At 72.1% G+C, this 15383-nt stretch carries 15 protein-coding genes; 10 read left to right on the forward strand and 5 right to left on the reverse strand.

All coding sequences use genetic code 11. The features are described from left to right. Positions 1–337: 337 nt before the first annotated feature. Positions 338–1927, forward strand: coding sequence for a phosphoglycerate dehydrogenase (serA, locus tag ACFWP3_RS13005; protein WP_384219610.1), 1590 nt, complete (start codon positions 338–340; stop codon positions 1925–1927). 75 nt (positions 1928–2002) lie between these two features. Here serA and ACFWP3_RS13010 read toward each other — a convergent pair whose 3' ends face one another. Then, a complete protein-coding gene (locus tag ACFWP3_RS13010) occupies positions 2003–3559 on the reverse strand; it encodes an MFS transporter (RefSeq protein ID WP_384219657.1) in 1557 nt (518 codons plus the stop codon). Positions 3560–3670: 111 nt separating this feature from the next. Here ACFWP3_RS13010 and ACFWP3_RS13015 point away from each other — a divergent pair, with 111 nt between their 5' ends. Together ACFWP3_RS13015 and ACFWP3_RS13020 are read left to right on the forward strand one after the other, a co-directional pair. Continuing rightward, positions 3671–4270: a TetR/AcrR family transcriptional regulator gene (locus tag ACFWP3_RS13015; RefSeq protein ID WP_384219612.1), complete on the forward strand. Its 600-nt coding sequence runs from the start codon at positions 3671–3673 to the stop codon at positions 4268–4270. A 7-nt stretch (positions 4271–4277) separates the two neighbouring features. Continuing rightward, on the forward strand, positions 4278–4463 hold the full coding sequence (locus tag ACFWP3_RS13020; protein ID WP_384219660.1) for a serine hydrolase: 186 nt from the start codon (positions 4278–4280) through the stop codon (positions 4461–4463). A gap of 27 nt (positions 4464–4490) precedes the next feature. Here the strand turns inward: ACFWP3_RS13020 and ACFWP3_RS13025 are convergent, their stop codons facing one another. Further along, complete coding sequence (locus tag ACFWP3_RS13025) at positions 4491–5702, reverse strand: PucR family transcriptional regulator (RefSeq protein WP_384219615.1); 1212 nt, start codon at positions 5700–5702, stop codon at positions 4491–4493. Positions 5703–5862: 160 nt separating this feature from the next. Between ACFWP3_RS13025 and ACFWP3_RS13030 the strand changes: the two genes are divergently transcribed. Both ACFWP3_RS13030 and pruA read left to right on the forward strand, forming a co-directional pair. Further along, positions 5863–6789: a proline dehydrogenase family protein gene (locus ACFWP3_RS13030; protein ID WP_384219618.1), complete on the forward strand. Its 927-nt coding sequence runs from the start codon at positions 5863–5865 to the stop codon at positions 6787–6789. A 31-nt stretch (positions 6790–6820) separates the two neighbouring features. Then, positions 6821–8452, forward strand: coding sequence for an L-glutamate gamma-semialdehyde dehydrogenase (gene pruA, locus ACFWP3_RS13035; RefSeq protein WP_384219620.1), 1632 nt, complete (start codon positions 6821–6823; stop codon positions 8450–8452). Positions 8453–8529: 77 nt separating this feature from the next. Here the strand turns inward: pruA and ACFWP3_RS13040 are convergent, their stop codons facing one another. Then, positions 8530–9231 carry a nitroreductase family protein gene (locus tag ACFWP3_RS13040; protein ID WP_384219622.1) on the reverse strand — a complete coding sequence of 234 codons (702 nt, stop codon included), beginning with the start codon at positions 9229–9231 and terminating at the stop codon, positions 8530–8532. Positions 9232–9340: 109 nt separating this feature from the next. Here ACFWP3_RS13040 and ACFWP3_RS13045 point away from each other — a divergent pair, with 109 nt between their 5' ends. Both ACFWP3_RS13045 and ACFWP3_RS13050 read left to right on the forward strand, forming a co-directional pair. Then, a complete protein-coding gene (locus tag ACFWP3_RS13045) occupies positions 9341–9856 on the forward strand; it encodes an SMI1/KNR4 family protein (RefSeq protein WP_384219624.1) in 516 nt (171 codons plus the stop codon). Then, positions 9856–10392 carry a GNAT family N-acetyltransferase gene (locus tag ACFWP3_RS13050; RefSeq protein ID WP_384219662.1) on the forward strand — a complete coding sequence of 179 codons (537 nt, stop codon included), beginning with the start codon at positions 9856–9858 and terminating at the stop codon, positions 10390–10392. Before ACFWP3_RS13045 ends, ACFWP3_RS13050 begins: the two co-directional genes overlap by 1 nt. Here the strand turns inward: ACFWP3_RS13050 and ACFWP3_RS13055 are convergent, their stop codons facing one another. Beyond that, the gene (locus ACFWP3_RS13055) at positions 10393–12423 is read right to left on the reverse strand and encodes a phosphocholine-specific phospholipase C (RefSeq protein ID WP_384219626.1); all 2031 of its coding nucleotides are present in this window, start codon (positions 12421–12423) and stop codon (positions 10393–10395) included. Between the two features lie 119 nt (positions 12424–12542). Next, the gene (locus ACFWP3_RS13060) at positions 12543–13556 is read right to left on the reverse strand and encodes an NADP-dependent oxidoreductase (RefSeq protein WP_384219628.1); all 1014 of its coding nucleotides are present in this window, start codon (positions 13554–13556) and stop codon (positions 12543–12545) included. 99 nt (positions 13557–13655) lie between these two features. Between ACFWP3_RS13060 and ACFWP3_RS13065 the strand changes: the two genes are divergently transcribed. The 3 genes from ACFWP3_RS13065 to ACFWP3_RS13075 all read left to right on the forward strand — a co-directional run. Then, a complete protein-coding gene (locus ACFWP3_RS13065; RefSeq protein ID WP_384219631.1) occupies positions 13656–14540 on the forward strand; it encodes a LysR family transcriptional regulator in 885 nt (294 codons plus the stop codon). 260 nt (positions 14541–14800) lie between these two features. Next, positions 14801–14932, forward strand: a complete 132-nt coding sequence (locus tag ACFWP3_RS13070; protein WP_362583999.1) for a hypothetical protein — start codon at positions 14801–14803, stop codon at positions 14930–14932. A gap of 113 nt (positions 14933–15045) precedes the next feature. Then, the coding region (locus ACFWP3_RS13075) for an isocitrate/isopropylmalate family dehydrogenase (RefSeq protein WP_384219634.1) at positions 15046–15383 on the forward strand (338 nt) is incomplete at its 3' end.

The raw sequence follows: 15383 nt of genomic DNA on the forward strand, positions 1-15383 counted from the left end.
GGCCCACCTCCTGTACACCCCGGCAATGATGCTGCCCATGTTTTTGGGGGGGGCCCCCCCCCCCCCCGGGGGTGGGGGGCGGGGGGGGGGGGGGGGGGGGGCGCCCCGCCCCCGCCGCACATGGCCGGACGGCCGCGGGACGGCCCGGGTTGTCCAAGGCGGCCAACCACGGACGGGTGATCCTTCCGTACAGGCGGAAATCCGGTCCGCCGGCGCCACTACACTGCTCAACACATACGCGTCAGGCCCACAGTGTCGTGCGTCTTCCACGCGGCTACCCCCTCCACCGCCTGCGGCCGTCGGGACGGCCGTCCGCACTGGACCTGTGAGGACCCACGTGAGCTCGAAACCTGTCGTACTCATCGCCGAAGAGCTGTCGCCCGCCACCGTGGAGGCGCTCGGCCCCGACTTCGAGATCCGGCACTGCAACGGCGCCGACCGCGCCGAGCTGCTGCCCGCGATCGTCGACGTCGACGCGATCCTCGTCCGTTCCGCGACCAAGGTCGACGCCGAGGCCATCGCCGCCGCCAAGAAGCTGCGGGTCGTCGCCCGCGCCGGCGTCGGCCTGGACAACGTGGACGTCTCCGCCGCCACCAAGGCCGGCGTGATGGTCGTCAACGCGCCGACCTCCAACATCGTGACCGCCGCCGAGCTCGCCTGCGGCCTGCTCGTCGCCACCGCCCGCAACATCCCGCAGGCCAACACCGCCCTGAAGAACGGCGAGTGGAAGCGGAACAAGTACACGGGTGTCGAGCTCAGCGAGAAGACCCTCGGCGTCGTCGGCCTCGGCCGCATCGGCGTCCTGGTCGCGCAGCGCATGTCGGCCTTCGGCATGAAGATCGTCGCGTACGACCCCTACGTACAGCCCGCGCGCGCCGCCCAGATGGGCGTCAAGATGCTGACGCTGGACGAGCTCCTGGAGGTCGCCGACTTCATCACCGTGCACCTGCCCAAGACCCCCGAGACCCTCGGTCTCATCGGGGACGAGGCCCTGCACAAGGTGAAGCCGTCGGTCCGCATCGTCAACGCCGCCCGCGGCGGGATCGTGGACGAGGCCGCGCTGTACTCGGCCATCAAGGAGGGCCGCGTCGCCGGCGCCGGCCTCGACGTGTACGCGAAGGAGCCCTGCACGGACTCCCCGCTCTTCGAGCTCGACCAGGTCGTCTGCACCCCGCACCTCGGCGCGTCCACGGACGAGGCCCAGGAGAAGGCCGGTGTCTCGGTCGCGAAGTCGGTGCGCCTCGCCCTCGCCGGTGAGCTCGTACCGGACGCGGTCAACGTCCAGGGCGGCGTCATCGCCGAGGACGTCCGTCCGGGCCTGCCGCTCGCCGAGAAGCTCGGCCGCATCTTCACCGCCCTCGCGGGCGAGGTCGCGGTCCGCCTCGACGTCGAGGTCTGCGGCGAGATCACCCAGCACGACGTGAAGGTGCTCGAACTCTCCGCGCTCAAGGGCGTCTTCGAGGACGTCGTCGACGAGACGGTCTCCTACGTCAACGCCCCGCTGTTCGCACAGGAGCGCGGTGTCGAGGTGCGCCTGACCACCAGCTCGGAGTCCCCGGACCACCGCAACGTGGTGACCGTCCGCGGCACCCTGTCGGACGGTCAGGAGGTCTCGGTCTCCGGCACGCTCGCGGGCCCGAAGCACCAGCAGAAGATCGTGGGCATCGGCGAGTACGACGTGGACCTCGCGCTCGCCGACTACATGGTCGTGCTGCGCTACACCGACCGCCCCGGTGTGGTCGGCACCGTGGGCCGCGTCCTCGGCGAGGGCGGGCTGAACATCGCGGGCATGCAGGTCGCCCGTGCGGAGGAGCACGGCGAGGCCCTCGCGGTCCTCACCGTCGACGCCGAGGTCCCGGCGAACGTCCTCGCGGACATCGCATCCGAGATCGGCGCCGTCTCGGCGCGCACGGTCAGCCTCGGCTGACCGGCGGGAACCAGCAGGAAGGGCCCGGGGGCGCTACCCCGGGCCCTTCCGCGTCGTACGGCTCCCGTGCCCCGATCAGCGGTACGTCGCCTCCCGCGCCGGTGTCCCGGGCGGCGCGGCCCGCTCCGCCGCGGGCGGGGCGGGGGCTTCGATCCCGCGCATCAGGGCCGCGGCGAGCACGGCTGCCGCGAGCAGCAGCGCCGTACCGCCCCAGGCGGCGTACTGCATTCCGTGGACGAAGGCCTCGCGGGCCAGGGCGAGCACCCCCTCGCCCGCCTCTCCGCCGAGTTGCCGGGCGGTGGCCACCGCGCCGCCCAGGGTCTCGCGGACCGCGGGTTCGGAGCCGGCGAGGTCGCCGCGGTAGACGGCGGTGGCGAGGCTGCCCAGCAGGGCCATGCCGAGGGCGCCGCCGAACTCCTGGCCCGTCTCCAGTAGGGAGGCGGCCGAACCGGCCTTCTCGGCGGGGGCGGAGCCCAGTGCGATGGCCGAGACCAGCGACATCACGGTGACCAGGCCGGAGGCGAGCACTCCGGCGCCCGCGAGCAGCAGCCACAGCGAGTCGGTGCCGACCAGGCCCAGCAGGGCGAATCCGGCGGCGGCGAGGACGAACCCGCCGGCGATGACGTGGGCCGGATCGCACTTCTGGGCCAGGGCCGCGGAGGCCGGGGCGGCGGCGCCGATGACCACCGAGGGGGCCAGGCTCCACAGGGCGGCCTCGAGGGTGCCCATCCCCAGCACGGACTGGAGGTACTGGGTGGTGAAGTAGGCGGAGCCCATCATGGCGAAGGCGGCGACGGTGTTGAGGCCGGTGCCGGCCGCGAACCCCCGGCCCCGGAACAGCGCCCGGGGGACCATCGCGTCGTCACGGGTGCGCTGGCGGCGGACGAAGAGGTACCCGAAGGCCAGGCCCGCGGCCACGCCGCACGCGGAGAGCGGCTCGAAGCCCTCGGCGGCGATCTCCTTCAGGCCGTAGACGGCGGGCAGGACGGCCGCCATGGACAGCGGCACGCTCAGCAGGTCGAAGCGGCCGGGGGCCGGGTCCTTGAACTCCGGGACCAGCACGGGGACCAGCGCCAGCAGGAGCACCATCGCCGGGACGTTGACCAGGAAGACCGAGCCCCACCAGAAGTGATCGAGCATCAGTCCGCTCATGACCGAACCGAGGGCGATGCCGCCGGTCATGACTGCGGACCAGATGGCGATGGCCCGGCCGCGCTGCCCGGCGTCCTGGAAGAGGTTGCGCACGAGGGCCAGGGTCGAGGGCATCAGGGTCGCCCCGCCGATGCCGAGCAGGACCCGCGCCGCGATGAGCATCTCCGCGCTGGTGGCGTAGGCGGCGGCGACGGAGGCGAGGCCGAAGGCGGCCGCGCCGGCCAGGAGCAGCCGGCGCCGGCCGATGCGGTCGCCCAGCGAGCCCATCGTCAGCAGCAGGCCGGAGAGGGCGAAGGCGTAGCTGTCGAAGATCCAGAGCTGCTGGGTGGCGCTGGGGTCGAGCTCCCGGGTGATGGCGGGGATGGCGAAGTAGAGGACGGAGACGTCCATCGAGACCAGGAGCAGCGGGAGCACGAGGACGGTGAAGGCGGTCCATTCGCGGCGGCCGGCGAGGCGCGCGGTGGCGGCGGGATTCGTCATGGGCGGCATGGGCAGCAATGTACAAGCGTCATAAACGCTTGTCTATGACGGATGTATGGAACGCTCGTCTTGGACTTCCGTCTGTGACGCCCGTATTGCTACCGTGACGGCATGGGACATCGTGAAGATCTGCTCGAAGGCGCCAAGAAGTGCCTGGTCGAGAAGGGTTTCGTGGCGACCACGGCGCGGGACGTCGTGAAGGCCTCGGGCGCGAACCTGGCCTCCATCGGCTACCACTACGGCTCCAAGGACGCCCTGCTCGCCCAGGCCTTCACCGCCCTGATGCAGGAGCTGGGCGAGGTCTTCGAGGGCGGGGTGGAGGGCGAGGGCGGCTCGCTGGAACGCTTCCGCGCGGTCTGGGAGGGGTTCCTCGCCCACCGGGCCGAAGCGGGCCCGGTCTGGTCGGCCGGCCTGGAGGTCGCCCTCGCCCGCGACCGGATGCCGGAGCTGCGCGACCTGCTCGCGGCCTCGCAGGGCGAAGGGCGCCGCGGCCTCGTCTCGATGCTCACCGGGACCCCGGAGGAGGAGATCACCGAACGGGAGGAGCGCACGCTGGGCACCTTCTACCAGGCGCTGCTGAACGGCCTGATGATCCAGTGGCTCTTCGACCCGAAGACGGCGGCGAGCGCGGAGGAGTTCACCGAGGGCATGCGCGCCGCCGCGGCGGCACTGACGCGCCCCGAGCCGCCCCGGGAGGCGACCGCTTCGTGAGCGCGGCCTGCGGGCGGATCTCCGCACCGGACGCCCGCACCTGCCGCAGGACCGGTTCCGGGCCGGCAGTCTGACCAAGCCGTTCGTCGCCACGGTCGTGCTGCAGCTCTCCGCCGAGGCCCGGTACGGCCTGTCGATCGACGGCACGGTGGGCAAGTGGCTGCCCGGCCTGGTGTGCGGCAACGGCAACTGACCGGGCCGGGGTGGCGTCCTTTCGGGTTCAGGCCAGGCGGGCCGTCTTGAGGGACATGTGCAGGAGCAGCCGGTCCTCGCCCTCGTCCAGGTCGAGGCCGGTCAGCTGCTCCACGCGGGCCAGCCGGTAGTACAGCGTCTGCCGGTGGATGCCCAACGCCGCGGCCGCGCGGCCCGCCTGGCCCGCGCAGTCCAGGAACACCTCGGCGGTACGGGCCAGTTCGCGGTGGGCCGGGCCCAGCAGGGCGCGCGTCGCCGGGTCGTCCACCGGGTCGGCGGCCAGGGCCGCCAGCAGCCGGTACGGGCCGATCTCCGCCCAGCGGGCGACCGGGCCCAGCCTCGGCTGCGCGACGGCCGCCCGGGCCGCGGCGACGGCCTGCTCCCAGGCGGCGGGCAGCTCGGACAGGGCCCGGACCGGGTCGGCGACCCCGGCGGTCGCGGGCCGCCGCCGCGGATCCGCCGCGCCCGCCCGCGGCAGCAGCCGCTCCATCGCCGTCACGGCCGGGGCGAGGGCGTCCGTCGAGCGCAGCCTCAGCAGGACGGCCAGGGCCGGGGCCGGCCGGGCCGGCGTACGGCCGCCGGCCGCACCGCCCCCGGCGGCCTCCGCGTCGCCCGGGCCGGTTCCGCCCGGGACCACGCAGAGCGCGGCCGCGCCGGGGACCGACGCCGGGGCCTCGCCGGACCACGGAGCCACGCACGCCGCCGCGTGCAGCCCCTCCGCGGCCGGGCCCAGGGCGGCCCGCAGCGCGGCCACCGCCATGTCCTGCTGCCAGCCCCGCCCGGCCGTGAGCACCGCCAGGAATTCCCGGGACAGGTCCGCCCCGGCCTTCGCCTCCTCGTCGAGCAGGATCCCGATGCGCTGGGCCACCTCCATGGCCGCGGCCAGCTCGGCGGGCCCCGGGCCGGGGTCCTGGTCGAGGAGCCACACGTAGCCCTGCACGATGCCCCGGCGCCGCACCGGCAGGCAGATCCGCCCCCGGAAGACCCCGGCCTCGGGCGCCGCCGGGATGTGCACCGGCCCGGTGGCGCGGGCGATGCCGAAGCCCTCGAACCAGGACCGGACGGCCGCCGTGGACTGCCGGGTCAGGATCGAGCGGGTGCGCACCGGGTCCATGGCCTGGTCGTCGTCGCTGTCGTGCGCACCGAAGGCGATCAGCCGGAAGTCCCGGTTCTCCAGCGTCGCCGGCGCGCCCAGCAGCGCCGAGATCTCGTCCACCAGGTCCTGGTAATCGCCCTTCATCCGGACATTCTCCCACCCCGGACCGGCCCCTTCAGACAGATGTATGAGATCCGGGACACGGATGCGTGACAGCTGTCGATGGCAGAGGATCAAACCGATCCTTAGGTTTCACGGTGGTTTTACTTGCGCTTTTCTTCTGCCACCCGCTGGAGGTGCACCCGTGCTGGGTCCCTTGATCCTCGCCGCTTCACGCAGCGACAAGATGCGTCGTATCGTCTCTGCCGCCCCGGTGACCAAGCCCGTGGTGAACCGGTTCATCCCCGGCGAGACCGTCGACCAGGTCATCCCGATCGTCGAGGAGCTGACGCGGGCCGGCCTCGAGGTCACCCTCGACGTCGTGGGCGAGGACATCACCGAGGTGGCGCAGTCGCACGCCGCCCGCGACGCCTACCTCCAGCTCATCGCGCGCCTCGAGGAGCTCGGGCTCGGCGAGACCGTCGAGATGTCCGTGAAGCTGTCGATGTTCGGCCAGGCGCTGGAGGGCGGCCACGAGCTCGCGCTCGCCAACGTCCGCCCGGTCGTCGAGGCCGCCGCCGCCATCGGCACCACCGTGACCCTCGACGCCGAGGACCACACCACCCTCGACTCGATGTTCGCCATCCACGAGGAGCTGCGGAAGGACTTCCCGCAGACCGGCTGCGTCATCCAGGCCTACCTCTTCCGCACCGAGGCCGACGCCCGCCGGCTGGCCGCCAACGGCAGCCGAGTCCGGATCGTGAAGGGCGCCTACAAGGAGCCCGCCGAGGTCGCCTACCAGGACAAGGCCGAGATCGACAAGGCGTACGTCCGGATCATGAAGATCCTGATGGACGGCGAGGGCTACCCGATGATCGGGTCCCACGACCCGCGGCTGATCGCCATCGGCCAGGAGCTGGCCCGCCAGGCCGGGCGCAAACTGGACGAGTACGAGTTCCAGATGCTGTACGGCATCCGCAGCGAGGAGCACCTGCGGCTCGCCGCCGAGGGCCACCGGATGCGGGTGTACACCGCGTACGGAACCGACTGGTACGGCTACTTCATGCGCCGCCTCGCGGAGAAGCCGGCCAACCTGCTGTTCTTCCTCCGCTCGATGATCACCAAGAACTAGCCAAGAACTAGGTCAAGGAGTTACCAGCCCCATGGATGCTGTGACCCAGGTCCCCGCTCCGGTCAACGAGCCGGTCCACTCGTACGCCCCCGGCACCCCGGAGCGCACGCGCCTCGAAGAGCAGCTCAAGCAGCTGTCCGAGAACCCGATCGACCTCCCGATGACGATCAACGGCGTCAAGCGGATGGGCGGCGGCGAGCGTTTCGACGTGGTCCAGCCGCACGACCACAAGTCGGTGCTCGGCACCTTCGCGAACGCCACCCAGACCGACGCGCAGGAGGCCATCGACGCCGCCCTGGCCGCCGCCCCGGCCTGGCGCTCGATGTCCTTCGACGACCGCGCCGCGATCATCCTGCGCGCCGCCGAGCTGCTGTCCGGCCCGTGGCGCGAGAAGCTCGCCGCCTCGACCATGCTGGGCCAGTCGAAGACCGCCCAGCAGGCCGAGATCGACACCCCGTGCGAGCTCGTCGACTTCTGGCGCTTCAACGTCCACTTCGCCCGCCAGATCCTGGCCGAGCAGCCGGTCGCGAACTCCGCGGGCGTGTGGAACCGCAGCGACCACCGCCCGCTCGAGGGCTTCGTCTACGCGATCACGCCGTTCAACTTCACGGCCATCGCGGGCAACCTGCCGACCGCCCCCGCCCTCATGGGCAACGTGGTCCTGTGGAAGCCGTCCCCGACGCAGACCCACTCCGCGGTCCTCCTGATGGAGCTCCTGGAGGAGGCCGGCCTGCCCAAGGGCGTCATCAACCTGGTGACCGGCGACGGCATCGCGGTGTCGGAGGTGGCCCTGAACCACCCCGAGCTGGCCGGCATCCACTTCACCGGCTCGACCAAGACCTTCCAGTACCTGTGGAAGACGGTCGGCAACAACATCGAGAAGTACAAGTCCTACCCGCGCCTGGTCGGCGAGACCGGCGGCAAGGACTTCGTCGTCGCGCACCCGTCCGCGGACCGCGCCGTCCTGAAGACCGCCCTGACCCGCGGCTCCTTCGAGTTCCAGGGCCAGAAGTGCTCGGCGTCCTCGCGCGCCTACGTCCCGGCCTCGATCTGGAACGACGGCTTCAAGGAGGCCTTCGCGGCCGAGGTCGACGGCATCGCCATGGGTGACGTCCGCGACCTGGGCAACTTCATCGGCGCCGTCATCGACGAGCGCTCCTTCGCGAAGAACAAGGCCGCGATCGACCGCGCGATCGCCGACCCGACCTGCGAGATCATCGCCGGCGGCAGCTACGACGACTCGGAGGGCTACTTCGTCCGCCCGACCGTCATCGCGTGCACCGACCCGGAGAACGAGGTCTTCACGACCGAGTACTTCGGCCCGATCCTCGCCGTGCACGTCTACGAGGACGCCGAGTTCGACGCGATGCTGGCCCAGATGGAGTCCGTCTCGGCGTACGCCCTGACCGGCTCGATCATCGCGGCCGACCGGTACGCGGCGGCGGACGCGATGGAGAAGCTCCGCTTCGCGGCGGGCAACTTCTACATCAACGACAAGTCCACCGGTGCCGTGGTCGGCCAGCAGCCCTTCGGCGGCGGCCGCGCCTCGGGCACGAACGACAAGGCGGGCGCCGCGACCAACCTGCAGCGCTGGACCTCGACCCGCTCCATCAAGGAGACCCTGGTCGCGCCGACCGAGTACGGCTACCCGCACATGGGCTGACCACCGCCCCGCTGAACCCCGCCCCCGCTCCGGTACCCCCAAGTCCGGAGCGGGGGCGGTCCCAGTTCCGGGGTGGGCTAGACCTCGACGATGACCTGGGACAGGGACTTGCGGACCAGGTCGGGGACCTCGCAGTCGTCCGCCGGGTAGCCGACCGGGATGACCGCGAAGGCCTTCTCGTTCTCCGGGCGGTCCAGGACGTGCGAGAGGAAGCGCATCGGGCTCGGGGTGTGGATCAGGGCCGCCAGGCCCGACAGGTGGAGGGCCGACAGGAGCATGCCGACCGCGATGCCGACCGACTCGTCGACGTAGTAGTGCTTGTGCTTGGTGCCGTCCGGGCCGAGCCAGTAGCGCTGCTGGAAGACCACGATCAGCGCCGGGGCGTCCGTGAGGTGGGTCTTCACGGCGTCCGTGCCGAGGGGGCGCAGGGCCGCGAGCCACTCGTCGCCGAGCCGGCCGTCGTACGAGAGCGCCTCCTCCTGCTCGGCGGCGGCGCGGATCTGCCGGCGCACCTCCGGGTCCTTGACCAGCACGAAGGTCCAGGGCTGCTGGTGCGCCCCGGAGGGAGCGGTCGCGGCGCACGCGACGGCGTCACGGACGACCTGCTCGGGCACGGGGTCGGGGGAGAAGTGCCGTACGGTCCGCCGCTCGTCCATCCGCGTGCGCAGCTCGGCGGCGCGCGCGAGCGATTCGGCGCTCGCCATCCGCTCGGGCCGGTAGGGGGCGGGACGGTACGGCTGGCCGTGGATCGGGGTCCACTGCTGGGTATCGGGCGACATGCGGCGAGTCTGCCGAGGCAATGGTCCAGACCGCCAGACCCGTGTCGGCCGATTCCGGCCGGTGCACGGCGCCCGGCGTCCGCAATGCGGTCCTTGGTACGGTCGCGGAATGAGCGACTGGGACGCGGACGCCGTACGGGCGCGACTGCGGGCGAAGGCCATGCGGTACGAGCTGCGCGCGCCGCTCTCGGAGGTGGAGATCCGGGCTTTCGAAGCGGAGCACGGCATCCGGCTGCCCGAGGAGTACCGGTCGTTCGTCGCGACCGTCGGCGACGGCCCTGCGGGCCCGCACTACGGGCTGATGCCGCTGGTCACCCCGCGCCCGGAGGCCGACGACTGGGCGGTGGACGGGGAGTGGGAGGACGACCGGCGCCCGGGCCGGCTGGCCGCGCCCTGCCCGATCCGGGAACCCCGGCCGTTCGACCGGAACCGGAGGTTCGACGAGAGCGAAGGGCTGACCCTGGGCACGCTCGTACTCGCCGAGCAGGGGTGCGGCGTGTATTCGAGGCTGATCGTGGGCGGGCCCCTGGCGGGGCAGGTCTGGCATCTGGACCAGGATTTCGGGACCTGTCTGCCCGAGAGCGCGGGCTTTCGTGCCTGGTACGTCGAGTGGCTGGAGAAGTGATGGGCGTGCGCGTCGTACACACCGCCGAGTTGAGCGACGAGGAGCTCCGCGAGGTGCGGGCGCTGCTCGACGAGGCCTTCGAGGGGGACTTCGGCGACGAGGACTTCGAGCACGCGCTCGGCGGGATGCACGCGCTGGTGCGGGCCGGCGGGGTGCTGGTGGCGCACGGGAGCGTCGTGCAGCGGCGGGCGGTGCACCGGGGGCGGGCGCTGCGGGTCGGGTACGTCGAGGCCGTGGCCGTCCGGGCCGGGCACCGCCGGCAGGGGCTCGCCGGGCGGGTCATGGCCGAGCTGGAGCGGGTCGTCGGACGGGCCTACGTGCTCGGCGCGCTGTCGGCTTCCGAGGACGGGGCCGCGCTGTACCGCGGCCGGGGGTGGGAGGTGTGGGGCGGGCGGCTCGGGGCGCTCTCGCCCGAGGGCCCCGTCGGGCTCCCGGACGAGGAGGGGTCCACCTACGTGTGGGTGCCGCCCGGCGGGGTCCTGCCGGACCCCGCCGCGCGGCTCGACTTCGACTGGCGCGACGGGGACGTGCTCTAGCTACGACCCGGAGACGCTCGGGGCGCCCGACTCGATGTGGCCCGTGTAGCGGCGCGACCAGGTGCCGTCGGAGGAGGCCAGGACCGTGAAGTCGTACCAGCCGTTGCTGTACGCCACCGCGTTGAAGTAGTCCTCGCGCGAGGAGTTCGCCGGGACGGTGTACGTCCACGGGCCGTCCGTGCGGTAGGCGTTGGAGCGGATCGTGAAGGTGACCGCGGCGGCCGAGGCGTTGGTCATCTTGAAGTAGACCGCCGTCTTGCCCGTGCCCGGCTCGACTGCGAAGCGGGCCGCCACCTCCAGGTCCTTGCCCGGCTTCGCGGCGTCGCCGAGGAAGCGCCGCAGGAAGCGGTTCGGGCCGTACATCGAGATGTCGTACTTGCCCGAGCCGTGCCCGAGGCCGATGTTGAAGTAGTCCGAGGCCGTGGCGCCCGCGTCCACCGTGTACTGCCAGGCGGCCGTGTCCCGGTACTGGTGCGGGTGGATCGAGAAGTGCGCCGCCCGCTTCGCCTCGGCGCCCTGGTTGGTCATCGAGAACCAGGCCAGGATCTTGCCGGCCGCGCCGAACTCCAGCCGGTCGAGGTTGCCGTTGACCTGGTACGGGAGCGCCCGCGCCGGGCGCGTCCCGGACTCCTGCGCCGGCAGGGCGTTGTCCTGCGGCACCGGGTTGGGCAGCGGGGCGCAGGTCGACTGGCCGATCACCTTGGCGGTGGACGGCAGGCCCGCCGGGACCCCGTAGACCGGGCGGGCGAAGTCGAAGACGCCGGTCAGGTCACCGGTCACCTTGCGGCGCCAGGCGCTGATGTTCGGGCAGGCGGCCGGCGTGCCGAGGGCGGCCGTCCACGTCTCCATGAACCGCAGCACCGAGGTGTGGTCGAAGACCTCCGAGCTCACCCAGCCGCCCCGCGTCCACGGGGACATCACGATCATCGGGACGCGGAAGCCGAGGCCGATCGGGATGCCGTCCAGGTACTCGCCGGGGGTGCCGGGCGGGGCGACGGGCGGCGGGACGTGGTCGAAGAAGCCGTCGTTCTCGTCGTAGTTGAGGAAGAGGACGGTCGAGTCGAAGACCTCGGGGTCGGCGGCGAGCGCCCGGTAGACGAGGTCGACGAAGTGCGCGCCGTCGCCCGGCGGGGCGTACGGGTGCTCGGAGAAGGCCTCGTTCGCCACGACCCAGGAGACCTGGGGGAGGGTGCCGGCGACGACGTCGGCGCGGATGGCGGCCCCGATGTCGTCCGGGGTGGAGCCGGTGACGCGCGGGACGGAGGACATGCCGCGGTCGTGCAGCGGGTTGCCCGGGGCGGCGTCGGTGAACTTCTTGAAGTAGGCCAGGCCGTTGTCGCCGTAGTTGTCCTGGGCGTTCTGGTAGACCTTCCAGGTCATTCCGGCGCGCTGGAGGGCCTCCGCGTACGTCTCCCAGGTCAGCCCGGACTCGTCGCCGCCGTCCTTGCTGGAGGCGTCGATCCTGCCGCTCCACAGGAAGGTGCGGTTCGGGCCGGTCGCGCTGAGCGCGGAGCAGAAGTAGGCGTCGCAGACGGTGTAGTTGTCGGCGAGGCCGTAGTGGAAGGGTATGTCGCCGCGGTCCAGGAAGCCGAGGGTGCGGGTGTTGCCGACGCCCGTGACCCAGTTGTCCATCCGGCCCTTGTTCCAGGCGGCGTGCTGCGAGGTCCAGCTGTGCGGCAGGTCGCCGTTGCACTGGGCCAGCGTCTCGCCGTCGACCCCGCCGGCGGGCGGGGTCGAGCTCAGCTTCCACGGGTACTGGCGGCCGCCCCAGTTCGGCTGGTTGAACATGCCCCAGCCGCCCGGGATGTTTCCGGCGGCGCGGTCGCCGAAGCCGCGGACACCCTTCAGCTTTCCGAAGTAGTGGTCGAAGCTGCGGTTCTCCTGCATCAGGATCACCACGTGCTTCACATCGGTGATCGTGCCCGTCGCGGCGGCCGCGGCCTGCGACGTCGGCGTGACGGCGGGCAGGGCGGCACCGGCCATCAGCCCGGCGCCGATGCCCACGAACCCTCTGCGGCTGATCGGTGTCACTGCCTGCTCGCCTCCAACTCCAGTGCCCGGCTGGCACATTGACGGCAAGAGTGGCGGGCCCGGCGCCAAAGGTCTACATCCGTGCGGTAAGAAGTCGGTGAAACTCCGGGTGGCTGGTTTCAGCTGTCGAGACGCACGAGCATCTTGCCCAGATTGTCCCCCCGGAGCATGCCCAGAAAAGCATCCACCGTGCGGTCGAATCCCTGCACAACGGTGGTATCGGTATCGATCAGGCCGCTGCGCAGATGAGGGACCAGGAAGTCTTCCAGCTCCTCCTGCAAATTGGTGTGGTTTCGAACCAATACCCCTTCAAGCCGCAGCGATTTGTGGACGATCTCGAAGAGGTTGCGGGGCGCGGCGGGGGAGCGGTCGCCGTTGTACGTCGAGAGGGCGCCGACCCAGGCGATCCGCCCGTACTCGCGCAGCACGTCGATCGCGCCCTCCAGGTGGCCGCCGCCGACGTTGTCCACGTAGACGTCGATGCCGTCCGGCGCCGCCGCGGCGAGCTGCTCGCCGACCGGGCCGTCGTGGTAGTCGAAGGCCGCGTCGAACCCGAGGTTCCCGGTGAGGTGGCGGACCTTGGCCGCCGAGCCCGCGCTGCCGATGATCCGGCGGGCGCCGAGCAGCCGGGCGATGCGGCCGGTGGCGGTGCCGACCCCGCCGGCCGCGGCGGAGACGAACAGGTCCTCGCCCTCCCGCAGGGCCGCGGTGCGGGTCAGCGCGGCGTACGCGGTGAGGCCGGTGCCGCCGAGGATGGACAGGTAGGCCTCCAGCGGGACCCCGTCGTGGCCGCGCAGCTTGCGGGTTCCGGCCGTGCCGAGGGTGACGAGGGCGTGCGTGCGCCAGCCCTCGCGGTGGAAGACCAGGTCGCCCTCGGCCAGGCCCGGGTCGCGCGAGGCAATCACCCGGCCGACCGAGCGGCCCTCCAGCGGGGCGTTCAGCGCGAAGCCGTCCTCGCCGCCGTCCATCAGCCCGCGGTGGTACGGGTCCACGGAGAGCAGGAGGTTCTCCACCAGGGCGGTGCCGGGGCCCGGTTCCGGGACGGGGAAGGAGGCGATGGTGAACTCGGCGGCGGTGGGGAAGCCGGTCGGGCGGGCGGTCTGGTGCACGGCGTGCGCGGTGTTCGTGGTCATGGCGCAGACGCTAGGAAGGAATCTCCCGGCCGGGCAGGGGGTTGCGCTCATGGAAGCCGCACATGCATGAACGACGCTCATGGAACGAGGTGGGGGCCGGTGTCCGAGCTCCTCCCGCAGGAACTGCGGGTGCTGGTCGCGGTCGCCGAGTCGGGCGGGTTCTCCGCCGCGGCCGCCGCGCTCGGGCTCACCCAGTCGGCCGTATCGCACTCCGTGCGCGGCAGCGAGGCCAAGATCGGGGCGGTGCTCTTCGAGCGGGGGCGGACCGGGGCCTCGCCCACCCCTGCGGGGGAGCGGGCCGTCGGCCACGCCCGCCGGATCCTGCGGCTGTACGAGGTCATGGGCGCGGAGGTGCGCGGCGCGGGCCGGTCCGCACCGGGCGGCGACGCCCTGACGGGCGTGCTCCGGATCGCCGCCTTCCGCAGCGCGGCCCTGCACCTGCTGCCGCCCGCCCTGGAGCGGCTCGGGGTCCGCCACCCGGGGATCCGCCCCGAGGTCCGGGTGGTGCGCGAGCTCGGCGCGGGCGCCGCCGGGGAGGTGGCCGCCGGCCGCGCCGACCTGGGGATCGCCACCCTGGGCGGGTCCGACGAGGTGCCGCCCGGGCTGTTGACCGGGGTGCTCGCGGAGGAGGCGTACGCGCTGGTCCACCCGGCCGGACACCCGGACCCGAAGGCGCTGCCCCTGCTGGACTGGGACGAGAACTGCGGCTCCTACACCCGGGACTGGTGGCGGGAGCAGGACTGGATCCCGCGGGCCACCGTCAAGGCGGAGGACGACGGGATGGTGCTGACGATGGTCGGCCGCGGGCTCGGCATGGCGATCCTGCCGGAGCTGTCGCTGCGCGAGGCCGGCGAGGCCGTGCAGATCACCGATCTGGGGCCGCGGAGGCCGGTGAGGCGCGTGGGATACGTCACGACGCCGGAATCCGCCGCCACTCTGGCCGTACGGGCTCTGATCAGGGAACTTCGCTCGGAGAAGGGCTGAACCGGACCCCCGGGAGGAGGCCTTCCGGGGGTTTCGGCGTCTCAGATAGTAGGAAGTCCGAGTAATTGCGGAGACATACAGCCGGACCTGCCCTAGCTTTGTAGAAGCCGAACGTCTCGCCGATCAGGCGAATGGTGGTCGAGAGCGCGCGCCCCCGGCAGGCAACCCCTGCGGCGCACTGCTCCCCGCCTCTTCCGGCGCCTTGAAGGAACCCCTCATCCGTGGCCCCGCCACGCCGTGATCTCAAGGAGTCGATCCACATGACCCCCACCACCGCAGCCGTCCGCCGCGTCCGCCACTCCTCCACCGCCGACGCGGACCGCCGCAACGCCGCCGCCGCCCTCCAGCGGGCCCTCGACCGCCGTGACAACGGCGGCTCGACCGGCCACTGAGCACGGCCGGACATCCGTCCGGCCCCGCACGGCCCAGGACATGTCGCGTCCCCATTGGTCCAAATGATGGACGCAATATGTCTGAGGGCTGGGACACGGAGTACGGTTTCGCCATGTCGACCAGCATCAATCTCGCAGTGATCCCCGGTGATGGCATCGGCCAGGAAGTCGTGGCTCAGGGCCTGAAGGTCCTTACCGCGGTCCTGCCCCAGGATGTGAAGCTGGAGACCAAGGAATACGACCTCGGCGCCCAGCGCTGGCACCGCACCGGTGAGACCCTCCCGGACGCGGAGCTCGAGGCCCTCAGGCACCACGACGCGATCCTGCTGGGCGCCATCGGCGACCCCACGGTCCCGTCCGGCGTACTGGAACGCGGCCTGCTCCTCAAGCTCCGCTTCGCGTTCGACCACTTCATCAACCTGCGCCCCTCGAAGCTGTTCCCGAACACCGC

Origin of the sequence: Streptomyces sp. NPDC058525 (genome assembly GCF_042719495.1) — a bacterium.
Classification (GTDB): domain Bacteria; phylum Actinomycetota; class Actinomycetes; order Streptomycetales; family Streptomycetaceae; genus Streptomyces.

Bases quoted from the DNA above. Each gene is read 5' to 3' on its own strand.
- ACFWP3_RS13050 (WP_384219662.1), top strand. From the start codon at position 9,856: ATGGGCGTGCGCGTCGTACACACCGCCGAGTTGAGCGACGAGGAGCTC.
- ACFWP3_RS13060 (WP_384219628.1), bottom strand. From the start codon at position 13,556: ATGACCACGAACACCGCGCACGCCGTGCACCAGACCGCCCGCCCGACC.
- ACFWP3_RS13040 (WP_384219622.1), bottom strand. From the start codon at position 9,231: ATGTCGCCCGATACCCAGCAGTGGACCCCGATCCACGGCCAGCCGTAC.
- ACFWP3_RS13070 (WP_362583999.1), top strand. From the start codon at position 14,801: ATGACCCCCACCACCGCAGCCGTCCGCCGCGTCCGCCACTCCTCCACC.
- ACFWP3_RS13015 (WP_384219612.1), top strand. From the start codon at position 3,671: ATGGGACATCGTGAAGATCTGCTCGAAGGCGCCAAGAAGTGCCTGGTC.
- ACFWP3_RS13010 (WP_384219657.1), bottom strand. From the start codon at position 3,559: ATGACGAATCCCGCCGCCACCGCGCGCCTCGCCGGCCGCCGCGAATGG.
- ACFWP3_RS13025 (WP_384219615.1), bottom strand. From the start codon at position 5,702: ATGAAGGGCGATTACCAGGACCTGGTGGACGAGATCTCGGCGCTGCTG.
- ACFWP3_RS13045 (WP_384219624.1), top strand. From the start codon at position 9,341: ATGAGCGACTGGGACGCGGACGCCGTACGGGCGCGACTGCGGGCGAAG.
- pruA (WP_384219620.1), top strand. From the start codon at position 6,821: ATGGATGCTGTGACCCAGGTCCCCGCTCCGGTCAACGAGCCGGTCCAC.